The following is an 18,720-nucleotide window of genomic DNA, read 5'->3' as shown; positions in this document are numbered from 1 at the left end:
AGGTTGTCCCGAGTCCTAAGCCAGCTCGCGAATCGCCGATAGCGTGCATCGACCGTCCCGGAGACTTCCTCAGTCGTCCGAGCGCAGCGCCTCGTGCAGCGGCACGCGGGTGACGCGGCGCGCGGGCAGCCAACTGGCCAGCAACGCCACTGCGGCGAGCAGCGCGGGCACGGCCGCGAAGGTGACGACGTCGAACGTGCTCACGCCATACAGGACACTGGACAGGCTGCGCGCGAACACGGCGGCGCCGACAAGCCCCATGAGGACGCCGGCCACGGCCATCCGAAGCCCCTGCCCCACCACGCGCCACACCAGATGTTGCCCGGTCGCGCCCAATGCCATACGGATGCCCAGCTCGCGCGTCCGCTGACTGACCGAATAGGACAACACGCCGTAGAGCCCCACGCCCGCGAGCACCAGCCCCAGCACCGCCAGGGCCACCAGTAGCGAACTCAGCACCTTCGTGTGGCCCAGGCTGGCGTCCACGACCGATTCCAGCGAGCGCACGGGGGCTCTCGGGAGCTCGGGGGCCACGGCGCGCAGCTGCTCGCGCAGCACCGGGGCCAGCGCGACAGCGTCCTGCGCGGCACGCACGGTGAGCAGCATGTGCAGTCCCCAGAGCTGTCCCATGGGGACGAAGGCCTCGCTGGCCGGGGGCGCATCCAGGCTGTTGTGCTGGACGTCCCCCACCACGCCCACGATTTCGCGGAAGGCCTCACCGTCGAGCACCAGTTGCACGCGCTGTCCCACCGCGCTCCGACCGGGGAAGTAGCGCCGGGCGAACGTCTCGTTCACCACGACCACCGGCGCGGTGCCCGGCCCATCCCAGGCTTCGATAGTGCGCCCTTCCTTCAGCGGGATGCCCAGGGTGTTGAAGTAACCGTCGCTGGCGGTGCGGAAGTGGACCAACTCCCGGGAGTCCGCCTGTGATGCCGGCTCGCCCGGCAGCAGCACCGGAGCCAGGCCATTGCGTCCCCACAGGGGCACCGTGCTGGACATGCCCGCGGACGTCACGCCTGGAAGCGCGCGCACCCGCTCCAACACGCTGGAGAAGAGGGCCCGTTGGACGGCCTCATCCCGGTACTTCGCCGACGGCAGGGAGAGGTCCACCACCGTGACGCCCTCGGGCTTGAAGCCCAGCGGCACCGAGCTCAAGGCATGGACGGTGCGAAGCATCAGGCCCGCACCCACCAGCGGAATCAGTGCCAGGGCCACCTGCGCGACCACCAGCACCACGCGCCCGCCTTCGCCCCGCGTGGCCCCTGCGCCGCCTCGCAGCCCGCCCAGCGCGCCTCGCGCGTCCGCGCGCGACACCCGCAGCGCGGGGACCAGGCCGAAGAGCAGGCTGGTCACCACCGAGAGAACCAGCGCGATGCCCAGGACATGCGGCTGCAGGCGGAGAGCCTCGGCATCCACGAACTGAGGCGGCATGAGGGCGCGCAGCAGATCCATGCCCCACATCGCCAGGACCAGCCCAGCGGCGCCTCCCACGAGCGCCAGCATCCCGCTCTCCACCAGGAACTGCCGCACCAGCCGCCCTCGGCCCGCGCCCAGGGCGGCTCGAACCGACACCTCGCGCTCCCGCGCGGAAGCCCGGGCCAGCAACAGGTTGGCCACGTTGGCGCAGGCCACCAGCAGCACCAACGCCACTACGCCGGCAAGGAGCCACAGCCGCTCCTGGGAGCCCTCCACCACCTGCGTGTGCAATGGCACCAGCCGCACCCCAGCGGGCTCCTCCGTGAAGCCCGGCTCGCGCACCAGCGCGGCGCCCAGTGCCGTCATCTCCGTGCGTGCCTGCTCCGCGGACACGCCTTCGCGCAGGCGCCCCACCACGCGCAGCCACACCCCTCCAGCCGACTCATCCGCGGCCAGGACCAACGGCTTCCACGCCTCCACGTCCGGTGCGAAGCGGAAGCCCGCGGGTAACACTCCCACCACCGTGTGGAGCTGGTCATCCACCATCAACGTCTGTCCCACCACGTCCGGGCGACCACCGAAGCGCCGCTGCCACAGCGCATGCGACAGGAGCAGGCCATTGGCGTCCCTATCCGCGCGGAAGTCCTGCCCCAGCAACGGCCGCACACCCAGGAGCGAGAACAGGCCTGCCGTTGCCCGCCCCGCGCGCACCCGCTCCAGCTCGCCGTCACCCGCCAGGGTGATGTCGCGGATCGACAGCCCCTCCAGCCCCTGGAACGCAAACGCACGCTCGCGCCAGGCCTGGAGTGACTGCAGCGACACGCCCAGCCGCTCGCGCTGGGGCGTCGACTGGTACAGCGTCACCAGTTGTTCCGGCGCCCGGTACGGCAACGGCCGCAGCAGCACCTGGTACACCGCGCTGAAGACGGCGGTGGTGGCGCCAATGGCCAGCGCGAGCGTGGTGATGATGACCAGCGTGAAGGCGGCCTCGCGCCGCATGCGACGCAGGGACAATCGAACGTCCTGAAGAAGCTGGGACATGAAGGCCAGACTCCGCTGCAACTCCAACGCCATCAAACATCGCGCCTGACAGGGCCCTGGCTGGGGCGTGATTCGCGTTCGCCTGTGGCACGCGAAATCCCATCATCGGACAAGAGCCCGGACCTCTTCCAACGCGGCCAAGAGAAGCATGACGCCGCGGTGGAACCCGATGCGTGACAGCCCGACCGGGCGGCCATTGCAATATTGCGTTACCGGCAATCCCTTACTTCCCTTCTTGACACCCCTGACGCTGCGTGGCACATATCTGCGGCGCCTCGATAATGAAAATCATTCTCATTATCCAATTTCAAGCCCAATCAGCGGGCGCAGGCATCCAGAAGGAGGAGCAGGGACATGGGAACGCCCACCCGGGTGGCACTCGTCACAGGTGCCGCACAAGGTATTGGCGCGGCAGTGGCGCGTGCGCTGGCGGGCGAAGCCCTCATCGCCGCGGTCGACACCAACGCGGACGGACTGGGCGCCCTCGTGGCCGAGCTCCGGCAGAAGAATCAACACGCGGTGGCCTACCCGGCCAGCGTGAGTGATGTCGCCGCGGTCGACACCGTGGTGGAGCGCATCGAGCGGGAGCTGGGCCCCATCGAGGTGTTGGCCAACGTGGCGGGCGTCCTGCGCACCGGCCCCATCCTGTCCTACAGCGACGAGGACTGGGCGTTCACCTTCTCCGTCAACACGCTGGGCGTGTTCCAGGTGTCCCGCGCCGTGGCCCGGCGCATGGTGCCCCGGCGCAACGGCGTCATCGTCACCGTGGGCTCCAACGCCGCCGCCGTGCCCCGCACGCAGATGGCCGCATACGCCGCCTCCAAGGCCGCCTCCAGCATGTTCACCAAGTGCCTGGGCCTGGAACTGGCCCCGCACGGCATCCGCTGCAACGTCGTGTCCCCCGGCTCCACGGACACCGCCATGCAGCGCGCGCTCTGGGCGGATGACTCCGGCGCGCAGGCGGTGATTGCCGGCTCGCCCGAGGCCTATCGCCTGGGCATCCCCCTGCAACGCATCGCCACCCCCGAGGACATCGCCAACGCGGTGCGGTTCCTCGTCTCGGACGCGGCACGCCACATCACCCTGCACGACCTCCGCGTCGACGGGGGCGCGACGCTCGATGCATGACCCCGCCCTCGCGCAGCCCGCTCAGGCCCTCGTCCGCCACGATATTGATAATGATTACTAGGATCCAATTCATCATTTACCACCAAGGCGCCGCCGTGTGGCGCCCTGTGCACGACGCCCGCTGAGCCGAAGGAACAGGAACACCCCATGGGACCGCAGACACTCGCCGCGCAGTTGCTCGAGAGCTACGAGGCTGGCTCTTCGTTCTTCTTCGCCACGCCGCGCCGCACGTTGTTGGCGCGCGGCACCTTCGCCACCGTGCCGCACCAGGGCGGCGCGGATTCCCTGGCGCGGCTCCCCGAGCGCGTGACGGCGGTGCTGAATGACGCGCGCCAGGCCGACCACGACATCCCCGTGGCGGTGGGCGCGGTGCCCTTCGACGGCTCGGTGCCCGCACAGCTCGTGGTGCCGCTGACGCTCCAGCGCGCCGGGCCGCTGGTGTTCGACAAGGACGTTCCGGTGCAGCGGCCGCTCAGCGCCAGCTACACCGTCCAGCCAGTGCCGGAGCCCGCCGCGTACCTGAACGGCGTCGCGCAGGCGCTGAAGCTGATGCAGAGCGGGCCGCTCCAGAAGGTGGTGCTGTCGCGTTCGCTGCACCTCAACGCCGCCGCCCCCATCGACCTGCGGCAGCTGCTGCGCAACCTCGCGCAGCGCAACCCGTCGGGCTACACCTTCGCCGCCGACCTCCCCCAGCAGGACGGAACCAGCGGCGCGGGACTTCGCACGCTCATTGGCGCCAGCCCCGAGCTGCTCGTGTCCCGCTCCGGGTTCCAGGTGGTCGCCAATCCCCTCGCCGGCTCCGCGGCCCGTAGCGCGGACCCGCTGGAGGACCAGGAGCGCGCCGCCGCGCTGCTGAAGTCGCCCAAGGACCTGCACGAGCACGCGGTAGTCATCGACGCCGTCGCGGAGGCGCTGCGGCCGTACTGCCAAACGCTGAATGTGCCCGCCGGTCCGTCGCTCGTGAACACCGCCACCATGTGGCACCTGTCCAGCCGCATCACCGGTGAGCTCGCCGACCCCTCCATCTCCTCACTGACGCTGGCGGCGGCCATGCACCCGACACCCGCGGTGTGCGGCTACCCCACGCGGCTGGCGCACGAAGCGATTGGCTCCATCGAGCCCTTCGAGCGCGGCTACTACACCGGCACGGTGGGCTGGTGCGACGCCACGGGTGACGGACAGTGGGCGGTGACCATCCGCTGCGCGGAGGCCAGTGAGCGCACCCTGCGTCTCTTCGCGGGCGCGGGCATCGTGGTGGGCTCCACGCCCGAGTCCGAGCTGGCGGAAACCGACGCCAAGTTCCGCACCATGCTCCATGCCATGGGCCTGGGCCAGGGTGCCGGGGTGCAGTCATGACGTCCTCCGTCCTCCCCGGCTGCCCCACCTGGCCGGAGGCCTACGCCGCCCGCTACCGCGAGGCCGGCTACTGGCGCGGCGAGACGTTCGGCCAGCTCCTCCACGAGCGCGCCCAGCGTCACGGCGAGCGGACCGCGCTGGTGGCCGGTGAGCGCCGGCTCACCTACGCCGACCTGGACGCCCGCGTCAGCCAGCTGGCCGCCGGCTTCCATGCCTTGGGCATCCAGGTCCGGGACCGCGTGGTCGTGCAGTTGCCCAATGTGGCCGAGTTCTTCGAGGTCATCTTCGCCCTCTTCCGCCTGGGCGCGCTGCCGGTGTTCGCGCTGCCCGCGCACCGCGCGTCGGAGATTGGCTACTTCTGCGCCTTCACGGAGGCGGTGGCCTACGTCATCGCGGACAAGCAGGCTGGCTTCGACTACCGAACTCTGGCCGAGCAGGTGCGCGGCACCTGCCCGATGCTGAAGCACGTCATCGTCGCCGGTGACGCGGGCCCCTTCACGGCGCTGAGCAGCCTGTACGCCGCGCCCACGGCGCTGCCGCCGGGGCCCGCGCCCAGCGACGTGGCCTTCTTCCAGCTCTCCGGCGGAAGCACGGGCGTACCCAAGCTCATCCCACGCACGCACGACGACTACATCTACAGCCTGCGCGGCAGCGTGGACATCTGCCAGCTCGACGAGACGAGCGTGTACCTGTGCGCGCTGCCCGCGGCGCACAACTTCCCGCTCAGCTCGCCGGGAGTGCTGGGCACCTTTTACGCGGGCGGCACGGCAGTGCTGGCACCCAACCCCAGCCCAGACACGGTGTTCCCGCTCATCGAGCGCGAGCGCGTCACCATCACCGCGGTGGTGCCGCCGCTGGCCATGGTCTGGATGGACGCGGCCAAGACGCGCCGGCACCAGTTCGCCAGCCTGCGGGTGCTCCAGGTCGGAGGTGCGCGCCTCAGCACCGAGGCGGCCCAGCGCGTGAAGCCCACGTTGGGCTGCACGCTCCAGCAGGTGTTCGGCATGGCCGAGGGCCTGGTCAACTACACGCGCCTGGATGACCCCGAGGAGGTCATCGTCAGCACCCAGGGCCGGCCCATCTCCCTGGACGACGAGATCCGGGTAGTGGACGAGGACGGCGAAGACGTGGCGCCGGGCGAGACAGGCCAACTGCTGACGCGCGGGCCGTACACCATCCGCGGCTACTACAAGGCGGAGGCCCACAACGCGAAGGCCTTCACCGACGACGGCTTCTATCACACCGGTGACGTGGTCCGCGTCACGCCCCAGGGCTACCTGGTGGTGGAGGGCCGCGCCAAGGATCAGATCAACCGAGGCGGAGACAAGGTCGCGGCCGAGGAGGTGGAGAACCACCTGCTGGCCCACCCCGACGTGCACGACGCCGCGGTGGTCGCCGTTCCGGACGCGTTCCTCGGCGAGCGCACCTGCGCCTTCGTCATCGCGCGCGGCACGCCGCCGGCGCCCAATGTGCTCACGACATTCCTGCGCCAGCGTGGCCTGGCCGCCTTCAAGATTCCCGACCGGGTCGAGTTCGTCGAGGCGTTCCCCAAGACGGGCGTCGGCAAGGTCAGCAAGAAGGCGCTGCGCGACGTGCTCGCAGGCGCTCCCTCCACCACTCCGGTTTCGCGCGCGACGCGCTGAAAGGAACTCCCCATGGCGCTCCCCGCCATCGCTCCCTATCCCATGCCCGGCGCCGCCGACCTGCCGAAGAACAAGGTCACCTGGGCACCGGACCCGAGCCGCGCCGTGCTGCTCATCCACGACATGCAGCGCTACTTCGTGGACGCCTTCGCGAAGGGCCAGTCGCCCGTGACGGAGCTGGTCGCGAACATCCAGCGGCTGCGCCAGCACTGCACGGCGCTGGGCATCCCCGTCGTGTATTCGGCCCAACCGGGTGGCCAGACGCCCGAGCAGCGCGGCCTGCTGCTGGACTTCTGGGGCGGCGGCATCAACGGAGGACCGGACCAGAAGCGCATCATCGACGCGCTGACGCCCGCCGAAAGCGACATCCAGCTCACCAAGTGGCGCTACAGCGCGTTCCGCAAGACGGACCTGATGGACCAGATGAAGAAGCTGGGCCGCGATCAGATCCTCATCTCCGGCATCTACGCGCACATCGGCTGCCTGCAGACGGCCAGCGACGCCTTCATGAGCGACGTGCGGCCCTTCCTCATCGCCGACGCGCTGGGTGACTTCTCCCTGGCGCACCACCAGCTCGCGTTGAGCTACGCGGCCCAACTGTGCGCCGTCACCACCACCACGCAGCAGGTGCTCGACGCGCTGGGCCCCATCTCCACGTCCAGCACACTCACCCGCGAGCAGGTGCGCGCGGAAGTGGCGGAGCTGATCCAGGAGTCGCCGGAGGCGCTGGGGGACGACGACAACCTGCTCGAGCGCGGAATGGACTCCATCCGACTGATGACGCTGGTGGAGAAGTGGCGGGCCGCTGGCGCGGAGACCACCTTCGTGGAGCTGGCCGAACGGCCGACGCTCGCCGACTGGTTCACGCTGCTCTCCCTGGGCAACACGCCCGCTTCCCGGAACGCCGCATAGCTCCGCGGTGCGCGAGTCACCTCGCGCCCCTGACGCATGAACATACGGGAGTCCCTGGCGATGGGCGAAACACACGAAGCAGGTTGGCCGCTGTCCGCGGCCCAGCATGGAATCTGGGTCGGCCAGCAGTTCGACCTCACGAGCGCCGTCTACAACGCGGGTGAGTGCATCGAAATCCGCGGGCCGCTCGTCGTGGAGCACTTCGAGTCCGCATTGCGTCAGGCCATCGACGAGGCGGAGGCGCTCCACGCGCGCTTCGTCCCCGGCGCCTCCGGCCCCGTGCAGTTCATGCAGCCCCGCGCGTCGTGGCAGCTGCACGTCGCCGACGTCAGCCACACGCCCGACCCCTGGGCCATGGCCCAAGCCTGGATGCACGAGGACCTGACGCGCACGGTGGACCTGGGCCAGGGCCCGCTGTTCGCGGAGGCGTTGTTCAAGGCGTCGCCGGAGCGTTACTTCTGGTTCCAGCGGGCCCACCACATCGCGCTGGACGGCTTCGGCTTCTCGCTGGTGGCCCGCCGCGTGGCGGACCTCTACACGGCCCGGGTGACGGGCAAGCCCGCCACGAACGGGTTCGGCTCCCTCCGTGCAGTCATCGATGAGGACGCCGCTTACCAGGGTGGCGCGCAGCACGCCGCGGACCGCGCCTTCTGGGTGGAGCGCTTCACCCACGGCCCTACGCCAGTGACGCTCGCGGAGCCCGCACAAATGTCGCCGCGGTTCGTGCGCCAGACGCGGCACCTGTCGCCCGCGGACCTGGAGCGGATGCAGGCCGCCGCGAAGCAGGCCGGGCTCACGTGGCCGGACCTGGTGCTCGCGGCGACGGCGGCCTGGCTGCACCAACACACCGGTGCGCCCGAAGTCGTGCTGGGTCTGCCGGTGATGACCCGCCTGGGCTCGGCCGCCATCCGCGTGCCGTGCATGGCCATGAACATCGTGCCGCTGCGCGTCCCGGTGCGTCCGGACGCCGGCTTGTTCGCCATGGCCCGTGACGTGGCGGCGGAGTTGCGCGCCATGAGGCCGCACCTGCGCTACCGCTACGAGCAGCTTCGCCGCGACTTGAAGCGCGTGGGCGGCCAGCGGCGGCTCTTCGGCCCCGTGGTCAACATCATGCCGTTCGACTACGCCCTGCGCTTCGCGGGGATGCCGGCCTTCGCCCACAACCTCTCCGCGGGCCCCGTCGAGGATCTGTCCATCGGCATGTACGCTCGCTCCGATGGCAGCGGACTGCGTGTGGACTTCGACGCGAACCCCGCCTGCTACAGCCTCGACGTCCTGGACGCCCACCAGCGTCGCTTCCTCCAGTTGTTGGAGTCACTGGTGGCCTCGCCCGAGCAGCCCGTGCGCGCGGCGCCTGCCCCCGCGCGGCCCTCCGTCGTGGATGGCGGGCCCCTGCCGATTCCGCAACGGCTCGTGCTGGAGCTCTTCAAGGAGCAGGCCCGTGCGCGGCCGGATGCCATCGCCGTGGAGCATGGCGAGCACCGCCTCACCTACGCGGCGCTGCTCCAGTCCGCACAGGCGCTCGCGGAGCGGCTGCGGGCCGACGGCGCGCGGCCCGACACGCTGGTGGCCGTCTCCCTGCCCCGGAGCATCGACGCCATCGTGGGCACGCTGGGTGTCCTCTTCTCCGGCGCGGGATACCTCCCCGTGGACCCCTTCGGTCCCGAATCACGGACGAAGGCCATCCTGGATGACGCTGCGCCGCGACTGACGGTGAGCAGCGCCGTGAAGGACCTCACAGCCGGCATGCCTCCGCAGGCCCCCGGGCAGCTCGCGGTGCACCGGCGCGCCGGCCCGGAGCTGCCGGCCACGGCGACCCAGCCGGGCGCGCCGCTGGCGTACGTCATCTACACCTCCGGCTCCACCGGCCAGCCCAACGGCGTGCAGATCGACCACGACGCCCTGGCCCGCTTCGTGGCGGGCGCGACGTTCCGTTACGAGGTGACGCCCGAGGACCGGGTGCTGCAGTTCGCGCCGCTTCACTTCGATGCCAGCGTGGAGGAGATCTTCGTCTCCCTGTGCGCTGGCGCCACGCTGGTGCTGCGCACGGATGAGATGCTCCAGTCGGTGCCCCGGCTGCTCGAAGCCTGCGCCACCCATGGCATCACCCTGCTGGACCTGCCCACGGCCTTCTGGCACGAGCTGGCCTACAGCGTGTCCACGGGCGCGGCCCGGCTGCCGCCCTCGCTGCACACCGTCATCATCGGCGGTGAGGCCGCGCTGCCCGAGCGCGTCGCCCGCTGGCGGGCCTCCGCCGGTCCCCAGATCCGGCTGCTCAACACCTACGGCCCCACCGAGGCCACCGTGGTGGCCACCGTCGCCACGCTCAGCGGTGGCCTCGACGAGACGCCCGCCGGGGACGACGTGCCCATCGGCCGCCCCCTGCCCGGCGTGCGCGCGGTGATTGCCGACGCACAGGGCCGCATCGTCCCCACGGGTGAGGAAGGCGAGCTCCACCTGCTGGGCGGCGCGCTCGCCCGGGGCTACCTGGGCCGCGAGGCGCTGACGGCAACGCGCTTCATCACGCTCGACGCCCTGCCGGGAAGCCCCCGCGCATACCGCACGGGTGACAAGGCCCGGCTGCGCGAGGACGGCCAGCTTGTCTTCGTGGGTCGCGTCGACGACGAGTTCAAGATCAGCGGCCACCGCATCGACCCGTCCGAGGTCGAAACAGCGCTGCTCGGCCACCCGGGCGTGCGCGAGGCGGCCGTCGTCGGACAGGTGCTCCCCAGCGGCTCGCGCCGGCTGTGCGCGCACGTCGTCACCACGCAGCCCTCGCCCACCGTGGCGGAGCTGCGGCAGCACCTGCTGGACGGCCTGCCCGCCCCCATGGTGCCCGGCACCTTCGTCTTCGTGGAGCGGCTGCCACGCACCAGCACCGGCAAGCTGGACCGCGCCGAGCTGCGCCGCCTGCTGCCCACCGAGGAGGCCACCCCCACGACGGCGGGCACCACGGCCTTGGAGCGCGTGGTGCTGAAGGTCTGGGAAGAGGTGCTGGGCGTGACGACGACGTCCGCGCAGGATGACTTCTTCGACCTGGGCGGCCAATCGCTCCAGAGCATCCAGGTCGCCAACCGGCTCGGCATCGAACTGGGCCGCGAGATTCCCGTCGCCACCGTCTTCCGCTACCCGACGGCGGCCGGACTGGCCCAGGCACTGGAGGAAGGCAGCGACGGCGCCTCCGACGCCGGGGGCCTCACCGAGAGCATGCTCGCCGATGCCGTGCTGTCCGAGGACGTCGTTCCCAAGCTCACGGTGGAGGCCGCCGAGTCCCCGCGGCTGCGTCAAGTCGTCCTCACCGGAGCCACCGGCTTCGTCGGGGCGCACCTGCTCCACCAGCTCCTGCGCCAGACGGACGCGCGCGTGGTGTGCCTGGTCCGCGCTCGCGACGAGGCGCACGCCCTGGAGCGCATCCAGGTCGCGCTGGCGTCCCAGCAGCTCTCCCCCGAACACCTGACGGAACGAGTGGTGGCGCTGCCCTCGGACCTCACCCAGCCCTGGCTGGGCCTGAGCCAGGCGCGCTTCCACGGGCTGGCCTCGGAGTGTGACACCGTCATCCACAACGCCGCCGTGGTCAGCGTGGTGCGCGAATACGGCAGCCTCCAGGCGGTGAATGTGCGCGGCACCCGCGAGCTGCTGCGCCTGGCCGCCGCGGTCCGCGCCAAGCCGTTCCACTACGTCTCCACCCTGGCCGTGGCGCCGCAGACGGACCTCAGCCCCGACGTCCCGGAGGCCTTCGTGCCCGCGCACCCGGGCCTGCGCGACGGCTACCAGCAGAGCAAGTGGATCGCCGAGCGGCTCGTCGAACAGGCCGGAGCGCGCGGCCTTCCCGTGGCCGTGTATCGGCTGGGCCGCGTGGTGGGCGCGCCCGACAGCGCCATCGTCAACCCGCAGGACCTGGTGTGGCGCATCCTGCTGGCGGGAATCCCCGTGGGCGCGCTGCCCCAGCTCGACGTCGCCGAGGTGTGGACGCCCGTGGACTACGTGGCGGGAGCCATCGTCCGCATGGCGCGCGACGCCCGCCCACCCACGGTGTTCAACCTGTGCCCCACGCCCGAGGTGAAGCTCCGTGAGCTGTTCGCCTGGGTCCGTGACTACGGCTACCCCGTGGAGCACTGCTCCGTGGGTGAGTGGCGCAACCGCGTGGCCGAGCGCGCCGGCACCGGTGAGAACCAATCCACGCTCGCCTTTTTCGACCTGCGCTCGGGCACGGACGTGCCCGCGTTTGGCCTGGGACCCATCCGCTGTGAGCGGGTCCATCAAGCGCTCGAGGGAACGGGCATCACCTGCCCGCCCACGGACCGTGCGCTGCTGTACCGATACCTCGACTACTGCATTGCGCGGGGCCTGCTGCCGCCCGTGCCCGCAACCCGCCTTCCAACCGAAACGGCACTCCCGTGACGAACCCCACCTGGACGCCAGTCTCCTGGCGGCACAAGCCCGTCAAGTACATGCCGGAGGACTATCCGGACGCGCAGGCCCTGGCCCAGACCGAGGCCGAGCTGTCCCGCCTGCCTCCGCTCGTCTTCGCGGACGAGACGCGCCGGCTCACCGCCCGGCTCGCCAGGGTCGCCGAAGGCAAGGCCATCTTGCTGCAAGGCGGTGACTGCGCGGAGAGCTTCAAGGAGTTCACCACCGACAACATCCGGGACACCTACCGGCTGCTGTTGCAGATGGCCATGGTGCTGACCTTCGCCGGCAACCGGCCGGTGGTGAAGGTGGGCCGCATCGCCGGGCAGTTCGCCAAGCCGCGCTCCAGCCCCATGGAGACGCTGGGCGGCGTCACCCTGCCCAGCTACCGCGGGGACATCATCAACGGCATGGAGTTCGACGCCCAGGCGCGAACGCCAGACCCGCGTCGGCTGCTCAAGGCCTATCACCAGTCCTCCGCCACGCTGAACCTGGTGCGAGCCTTCGCCCAGCGCGGCTACGAGGAACTCACCGATCCCCAGCGCTGGCCCCAGGGCGGCATCAACCGCTTGCTGGCGGACCGCATCCTCGAATCCCTGTCGTTCATGCGGGCGCTGGGTTTCAGCCCGGAGCCTCGCAGCAGCTCCAATGCCATTGACTTCTTCACCAGCCACGAAGCCCTGCTCCTCAACGTGGAGGAGGCCATGACGCGCGCCGAGCCCGACGGCAGCGGCTGGTACGACTCGTCCGCGCACATGCTGTGGATTGGCGAGCGCACCCGCCAGCTCGACGGCGGCCACGTGGAGTTCATGCGCGGCATCCAGAACCCCATTGGCATCAAGTGTGGCCCCACCATGGAGCCCGACGAAGTGCTCCGGCTGATGGACCTCCTCAATCCCCAGGGCATTCCGGGCCGCATCACCCTCATCGGGCGGTTTGGCGCGGACCTGGTTGCGGAAAGGCTGCCCCGGCTCATGGCCGCCACCCGCCGGGACGGGCGCCCGGTCATCTGGTCCATCGACCCGATGCATGGCAACACCCACAAGGCCGGCAATGGCTACAAGACGCGCTCCTTCGACCGCATCCTCACGGAGGTGTGTGGCTTCATGGACGCGGCCGCCGCGGAAGGCGTCCACCCGGGGGGCCTGCACCTGGAGATGACCGGGCAGAACGTCACCGAATGCCTGGGCGGTCCCCAGCCCGTGACGGAAGACGACCTCTCCAGCCGCTACCACACCCACTGCGATCCGCGCCTCAACGCGGACCAGGCCCTTCAGCTGGCCTTCCTGGTCGCCGAATCCATGCCGTCCCTTCGCGCGCACGAAGCCCGTGCGGCCTGAATCGCTGGAGCCTTTCGTGACCGCCACATTCTCACCGCGGCAGGAGCGTCTGCTCATCCTGCTGCTGGCGGGCGTGCAGTTCACCCACCTGCTGGACTTCATGATCGTCCTGCCGCTGGGTCCGGAGTTCATGCGGCTGTTCAGTCTGTCAGCCGCGCAGTTCGGAACGTTGGTGTCCTCCTACACGTTGGCCTCCGCCGCCATGGGCGTGCTGGGGCTCGCGTGGGTCGACAGGTTCGGCCGCAGAAGCACGTTGCTGGTCATCCTGGGAGGGTTCATCACAGCCACGCTGGCCTGCGGCGCGGCGCAGAGCCACGCGTGGCTGCTGGTGGCCCGGAGCATCGCAGGAGGATGCGCGGGCCTCATGGGCGCGGTCATCATGTCCATCATCGCGGACACCATCCCCGGTGAACGCCGGGGCCAGGCCATTGGCACGGTGATGTCATCGCTCGGGTTGTCCGCGGTGGCGGGTGTTCCCCTGAGCCTGGGCATGGCCAACATGCTCGGCTGGCGCGCGCCCTTCTGGGCCATTGGCATCCTTGGGGCGCTCCTGTGGTTCGGGCTGCTCGCCGTGCTTCCGCGGCTGGATGCGCATGTCACCACGGACTCGGAGCGTCAGGCGCCGTCCGTCACGGCACTCTTCACGCCCGGCTTCGCTCTGGGCTGGCTGCTGACGTTCAGCGTCGCCTTCTCCAGCTTCTTGCTGATTCCGTATCTGAGCGCGTTCATGGTCGGGAACCTCGGGCTGAAGCAGACCGACCTGCCCTGGGTGTATCTGGCTGGCGGCGCCGCCACGCTGCTCGCGGCGCGTCAGGTGGGCCGCTGGGTGGACCGAATTGGCCCCGCCCGGGTGCTCGGGCTGCTGCTGGTGGGCACCATGGTGCCGCACCTGGGCTTCACGCACCTTCCCGCCGCTCCGCTGCCGGTGGTGATGGTCGCCTTCGTCCTCTTCATGTCCCTGACGTCCACGCGGCCCATCCCCACCATCGCGTTGATCTCCGCGAAGGTGCCGCCGCCGCTGCGCGGGCGGTTCATGGCCATGAACATGGCCGCCAGTGACGGTGCCTCCGGGCTCGCGGCGTGGGCCAGCGGCCTGATGTTGGCCACCACGCCTGTCGGTGAGCTGGTGGGCTTCGGGCTGGCCGGATGGCTCGCCGTGGGCGTCACCACCGTCTCGCTCTTCATCCTCTGGACCTTTGGCCGTAGCGCCGTCCCGCTCAGCGCGGCGCCCACGCCTCGGTGAATCGCAGTCTCCGTCTCGACACACAGAAGGAAACGTCCATGGACACTCCCGTCAAGAAGCACCCTTCCCTGCCTCGTCCCATCCAGGGCGAGCTGAAGCTCGACCGTTCCAACCAGCTCCTCGCCGAGGCGCGGCGGCTGGTCCCCGGCGTCACGCAGTCCATGATGAAGCGCCCGGAGATGTTCGCGCTCGGCGCCTTCCCCGTGTTCCTGGCCAAGGGCAAGGGCGCGCTGGTGGAGGACGTGGACGGCCAGGAGTACATCGACTTCATCGGCGGCCTGGGCGCCAACATGCTGGGCCACAATGACCCGGCCGTGGTGAACGCCATCCGGGAGCACCTGGAGGAAGGTGTCCTTCACTCGCTGCCCACGCCGGTGGAGGTCTCCGCCGCCCAGACGCTGGTGGACCTCATCCCCGGCGCGGAGATGGCGCGCTTCTTCAAGACGGGCGCGGACGCCACGTCCGCCGCCGTGCGCCTGGCGCGCCACATCACCGGCAAGCAGAAGATCATCACCGTCGGCTACAACGGCTGGCACGACCACTTCATGTTCGACACGCCGGGCGTGCCGTCCGCGCTGGCCGCGCTGACCCTCCGGATGCCGCTCTTCACGCCCCCGGACGAGCCGGCCCTGCTGGCCACCATCGAGAAGAACGCCAGCGAGCTCGCCCTGGTGCTGCTGTCGGTGCCCTACAACCGGCCCCTCACCCCGGCCTTCTTGCAGCAGGTGCGCGCCACCTGCACCGCGAACAACGTCCTGTTCGCCCTGGACGAGGTCGTCACCGGCTTCCGGCTCGCCGTGGGCGGCGCCCAGGAGTTCTTCGACGTCCGCGCGGACTTCGTCACCCTGTCCAAGAGCATCGCCGGGGGAATGCCGCTGTCAGCCATCGCCGGGCCGGAGAAGTACCTGAGCCGCCTGAGCGAGCTCCAGGTGTCCACCACCTTCGGCGGTGAACTGCTGTCGCTGTACGTATGCGAGGCGGTGCTGAAGGGCTACCGGGATGGCGCCTACATCCAGCACCTGGCCCGCCTGGGCCGCAAGCTGCGCGAGGGCGTCAACGCCCAGGCGGAGGCCGCGGGCTCGTCGTTGCGCGTGATTGGCTACGACGCGATTCCCTTCTTCCTGTTCGCCAAGGACCCGGCGGAGCACGCGAAGCAGATGCAGCCCTTCCAGGCGGGAATGGCCCGCCGGGGCATCCTGCTGCGCCGCGACGTCACCTTCCTCAGCACGGCGCACACGGAGGAGCAGATTGACTACGCCATCGAGATGACGGGCGAAGTCCTCCGCTCCCTCGCGAAGCCGGCGGCGGCCTAGCCCTTCGCGTCGTGGTGGTCCGAGGTGCCGCGCTTCCAATAGCCCGTCACCCGGACCCAGCTCTTGTTGGCGCCGCGCTCGTTGATGAGGTGGTCCTTGATGGGGCGCACGGTGTGCGCCTCACCCGCCACCCAGGCGAAGTAGTCCCCCTCGGGGAACTCCAGCCCGCGGATGGCCTGCTGCAACACGTCCGAGTGCCCCGCCTCCACGCCGTTGCGGTGCAGCCACGTCACCGTCGCGTTGGCGCGGGTGGTGAACTGCTGCTCCTCGGATGCGTCCGGGACCTCGCAGAACACGATGGCGCGCGTCCCCTCCGGCAGCTCCTCCAGGATGCGGCCAATGGCGGGCAGCGCGGACGGGTCCCCCGCAAGCAGGTACCAGCTGAAGTCCTGCGCCACGAACGTGGAGCCGCGCGGTCCACCCACGGCCAGCAGGTCACCGACCTGTGCCTTGCTCGCCCACGTCGTCGCCGGCCCCGTGCCGTGCACCACGAAGTCGATGTCCAGCTCACCCGCCGCGGCGTCGTACCGCCGCGGCGTGTAGTCACGCGCGTCCGGCTTGCGCTCGCCTTCCTTCAGCACCAGCCCCGTGGGCGTCACCGTGGGGATGACAGGCATGCGCTTGCCCTCCTCCGGGAACAGCAGCTTCACGTGGTCGTCCGCGCCGGGGCTGTAGAAGCCCTCCAGGTCCTCTCCTGCCAGGGTGATGCGGACCATCTGCGGCGTCACCCGCGTCACCCGCTTCACCTCCAACAGACGGAACTTCACGGGGAACGGTCCCCGCCGATAGACACGCTCAGTCGTCGTCGTCACGAATGCTCCAGGTATCGATATTGACTATCATTTTCGATACCATGAAGCCCCCAGGCGGGCAACGAATGAAGGAGCCCCGCGGTGGCCGCCGCTCAGCGAACGGCCAGCCGCGGGGACGTCTGGCATGTGGGATGACAAGGCTTGCTCACATGCCAGCAAGCGACCTCAGCCGCAGGTCAGGGTCCACCGGCAGTTGTTGGACAGACACTCCCGGGCGCTGCCGCAGATGGCACCCTTGGCCTTCTTGTTCTGGCACTTGCCGGCGTTGAGCCCCCAGCCGCAGTACTGGGTGCTGGCGCAGTGGCTGTCGTTGGAGCAGGTGGAGCTGGTCGGATACTGGGCCGCGCGGGTCTCCTTCGGCACGTAGGCCGCCACCCCGCTGGTGTCGATGTTCGCCGCGCTGTCCGCCATGCCGGTGCGCGTACCGGTGGCCCGCTCCCACATCCGGATGAACGTCTCGGACGAGCCCTCCAGGCCCGTGGTGTTGACGCCGAGCTGCTTCAGGTCACGCACCACGTCCGGCAGCAGGCCCACGTGGGCCAGGCCGTAGTTGTCGAAGTCCGTGCCCAGCGGCGGCGGGCCAGCGGTGAGCTGCTGCTGGGCCTGGAACGCCGCCTCCGCGGCGAAGCCGGCCGAGCAGGCGCCGTGGGGGCCGAACCGAGGGCGGGTCTGCTGGATGAAGCCGTTGAGGTCCGCGCCGAAGCCCATGTTCACCTTGAGGCCCAGGCGGCCGAACTCGTAGGCCTGCGCCAGCGAGCGCGTGGAGCCCTGGCAGTTGTTGGCGACCGGCGTGCGGGTGTAGTCGCGCGTCTCGTCGTGCGCGGTGCGCAGGCCGAACATGCCGCCCGTCTGGCGCAGGTAGCGGATGATGGACGCGGGCGTCGTCTTCTCGTTGGCGGCGAGCCCCGGGTGCATCACCTCACGGAAATGACCGTGGGAGATGTACATGGGGTAGTAGTTGCGGCTCTGGGCGATGGCGAACGTGTCGTCCACGGAGCGCTCGGACATGTGCGCCACGTCGACGAGCATGCCCTTGTTCATCATCTCGGCGACCAGCGCCCGGCCCTCGGTCGTCAGGCCCTTGGTGTTCTTGCAGTTGGCGTCCACGTCGAAGCCCAGCGTGAAGCCGTTGCCCGTGAGGCCGCAGTCGGTGTCCACGTGGCAGTTCTCCAGGAACTGCGAGACCTGGAAGATGGCGTTGTGGGGCGCCGCGCCGCCGAAACGGTTGTCCAGCTGGTGCACCGGCTGGATGGAGCGCACGCCCAGCGAGTAGACGCGGTTGAGCTCGGACTGCCAGTTCTTGGTGCCGAACAGCTTGCTCGACTCGATGGAGAGCACCATGGCCAGCTTGCCGGAGGCGATGATCTGCCGCGCGTGCGCCGGCGATAGCGCGATCTCCGCCCACGACGTGCGCGCGTCAAAGTCACGCGCCATCTGCAGCTGCACGTCCACGTCCACCATCTCGTCACATGGACGCTTGATGTTCTGGTACGGCAGCGCCCTGCAGAGGAACTCGTTGCTCACCAGGGAGATGGTGACCAGGGACATGCCACCCTGATGCGCCTGCTGCAGCCAGCCCTCCCAGGCCTGCTGATGCGCGATGGTGTCCCAGCGCGGCCACTGCGTGGGCACGCTCATCCGGCCCAGGTGGAGACCGGTGTCGCCCTCCGTCCCTTCGACCTCGCCGATGATTTCCGACGCCACCGCGCCGCCCACCCCGAACATCTGCGACAGCACCGGCACGCCGCTCAGATTGATTCCGCCCGCGTTGGGGCACACGTTGAGCATGGAGCCCAGGTCCATGCGAACGCGCGCGTGGTCACTCTCCGGCAAGCCACCGTCACAGCTCACCAGAGAGCCGTTGTGCTTGCCGTGGAACCAACCACCGCCGAACGCCTCCTCGGCGAACATGTGGTGGTGCATCTCCGCGAAGCCAGGAACCGAGACGGACTGTGCGACTTCGCCCGTCGCGGACTCCTCGACAGGCAAGTCTTCGTCCGTGGGTTGGCACCCCTGGCTCAGCGCCATGACGGACATGAGGGAGAGGGACAGGAAACGCCGTGGGGCTGCTCCGATACATCGCTGCATACAGTGCACCTTTCCGGT

Annotated in this window: 11 protein-coding genes; 8 read left to right on the top strand and 3 right to left on the bottom strand. The window is 69.9% G+C overall.

Features of this window, described 5'->3' with window-relative positions; genetic code table 11:
• Nucleotides 1-69: 69 nt before the first annotated feature.
• The gene (locus F8M74_RS00225; protein ID WP_228559235.1) at nt 70-2,457 is read right to left on the bottom strand and encodes an ABC transporter permease; all 2,388 of its coding nucleotides are present in this window, start codon (nt 2,455-2,457) and stop codon (nt 70-72) included.
• A 354-nt stretch (nt 2,458-2,811) separates the two neighbouring features.
• Here F8M74_RS00225 and F8M74_RS00220 point away from each other — a divergent pair, with 354 nt between their 5' ends.
• The 8 genes from F8M74_RS00220 to mxcL all read left to right on the top strand — a co-directional run bounded on the left by F8M74_RS00220 (nt 2,812) and on the right by mxcL (nt 15,802).
• Nucleotides 2,812-3,585: a 2,3-dihydro-2,3-dihydroxybenzoate dehydrogenase gene (locus F8M74_RS00220; protein ID WP_141252606.1), complete on the top strand. Its 774-nt coding sequence runs from the start codon at nt 2,812-2,814 to the stop codon at nt 3,583-3,585.
• A 147-nt stretch (nt 3,586-3,732) separates the two neighbouring features.
• Nucleotides 3,733-4,941 carry an isochorismate synthase DhbC gene (dhbC, locus tag F8M74_RS00215; protein WP_141252607.1) on the top strand — a complete coding sequence of 403 codons (1,209 nt, stop codon included), beginning with the start codon at nt 3,733-3,735 and terminating at the stop codon, nt 4,939-4,941.
• On the top strand, nt 4,938-6,584 hold the full coding sequence (locus tag F8M74_RS00210; protein ID WP_141252608.1) for a (2,3-dihydroxybenzoyl)adenylate synthase: 1,647 nt from the start codon (nt 4,938-4,940) through the stop codon (nt 6,582-6,584). Before dhbC ends, F8M74_RS00210 begins: the two co-directional genes overlap by 4 nt.
• A 12-nt stretch (nt 6,585-6,596) precedes the next feature.
• Entirely contained in the window at nt 6,597-7,496 is a 900-nt protein-coding gene (locus F8M74_RS00205; RefSeq protein WP_141252609.1) for an isochorismatase family protein, read from the top strand.
• A 60-nt stretch (nt 7,497-7,556) separates the two neighbouring features.
• On the top strand, nt 7,557-11,897 hold the full coding sequence (gene mxcG, locus F8M74_RS00200) for a myxochelin non-ribosomal peptide synthetase MxcG (RefSeq protein ID WP_141252610.1): 4,341 nt from the start codon (nt 7,557-7,559) through the stop codon (nt 11,895-11,897).
• On the top strand, nt 11,894-13,246 hold the full coding sequence (locus F8M74_RS00195) for a class II 3-deoxy-7-phosphoheptulonate synthase (RefSeq protein ID WP_141252611.1): 1,353 nt from the start codon (nt 11,894-11,896) through the stop codon (nt 13,244-13,246). Before mxcG ends, F8M74_RS00195 begins: the two co-directional genes overlap by 4 nt.
• A 16-nt stretch (nt 13,247-13,262) precedes the next feature.
• Nucleotides 13,263-14,489, top strand: a complete 1,227-nt coding sequence (gene mxcK, locus F8M74_RS00190) for a myxochelin export MFS transporter MxcK (RefSeq protein ID WP_162294973.1) — start codon at nt 13,263-13,265, stop codon at nt 14,487-14,489.
• A gap of 38 nt (nt 14,490-14,527) precedes the next feature.
• Complete coding sequence (gene mxcL, locus F8M74_RS00185; protein WP_141252613.1) at nt 14,528-15,802, top strand: myxochelin B biosynthesis transaminase MxcL; 1,275 nt, start codon at nt 14,528-14,530, stop codon at nt 15,800-15,802.
• Here the strand turns inward: mxcL and F8M74_RS00180 are convergent.
• Nucleotides 15,799-16,614, bottom strand: a complete 816-nt coding sequence (locus F8M74_RS00180; protein WP_141252614.1) for a siderophore-interacting protein — start codon at nt 16,612-16,614, stop codon at nt 15,799-15,801. The genes mxcL and F8M74_RS00180 overlap by 4 nt on opposite strands.
• Nucleotides 16,615-16,779: 165 nt before the next feature.
• The gene (locus F8M74_RS00175; protein WP_141252615.1) at nt 16,780-18,702 is read right to left on the bottom strand and encodes a membrane dipeptidase; all 1,923 of its coding nucleotides are present in this window, start codon (nt 18,700-18,702) and stop codon (nt 16,780-16,782) included.
• Nucleotides 18,703-18,720 lie beyond the last annotated feature (18 nt).

The sequence above is a fragment of the Myxococcus sp. CA023 genome (assembly GCF_010998615.1).
In the GTDB taxonomy this organism is placed as follows: domain Bacteria; phylum Myxococcota; class Myxococcia; order Myxococcales; family Myxococcaceae; genus Myxococcus.
The sequence above is the reverse complement of the archived record's forward strand: the minus strand, read 5'-3'. Positions and strand labels throughout refer to the sequence as shown.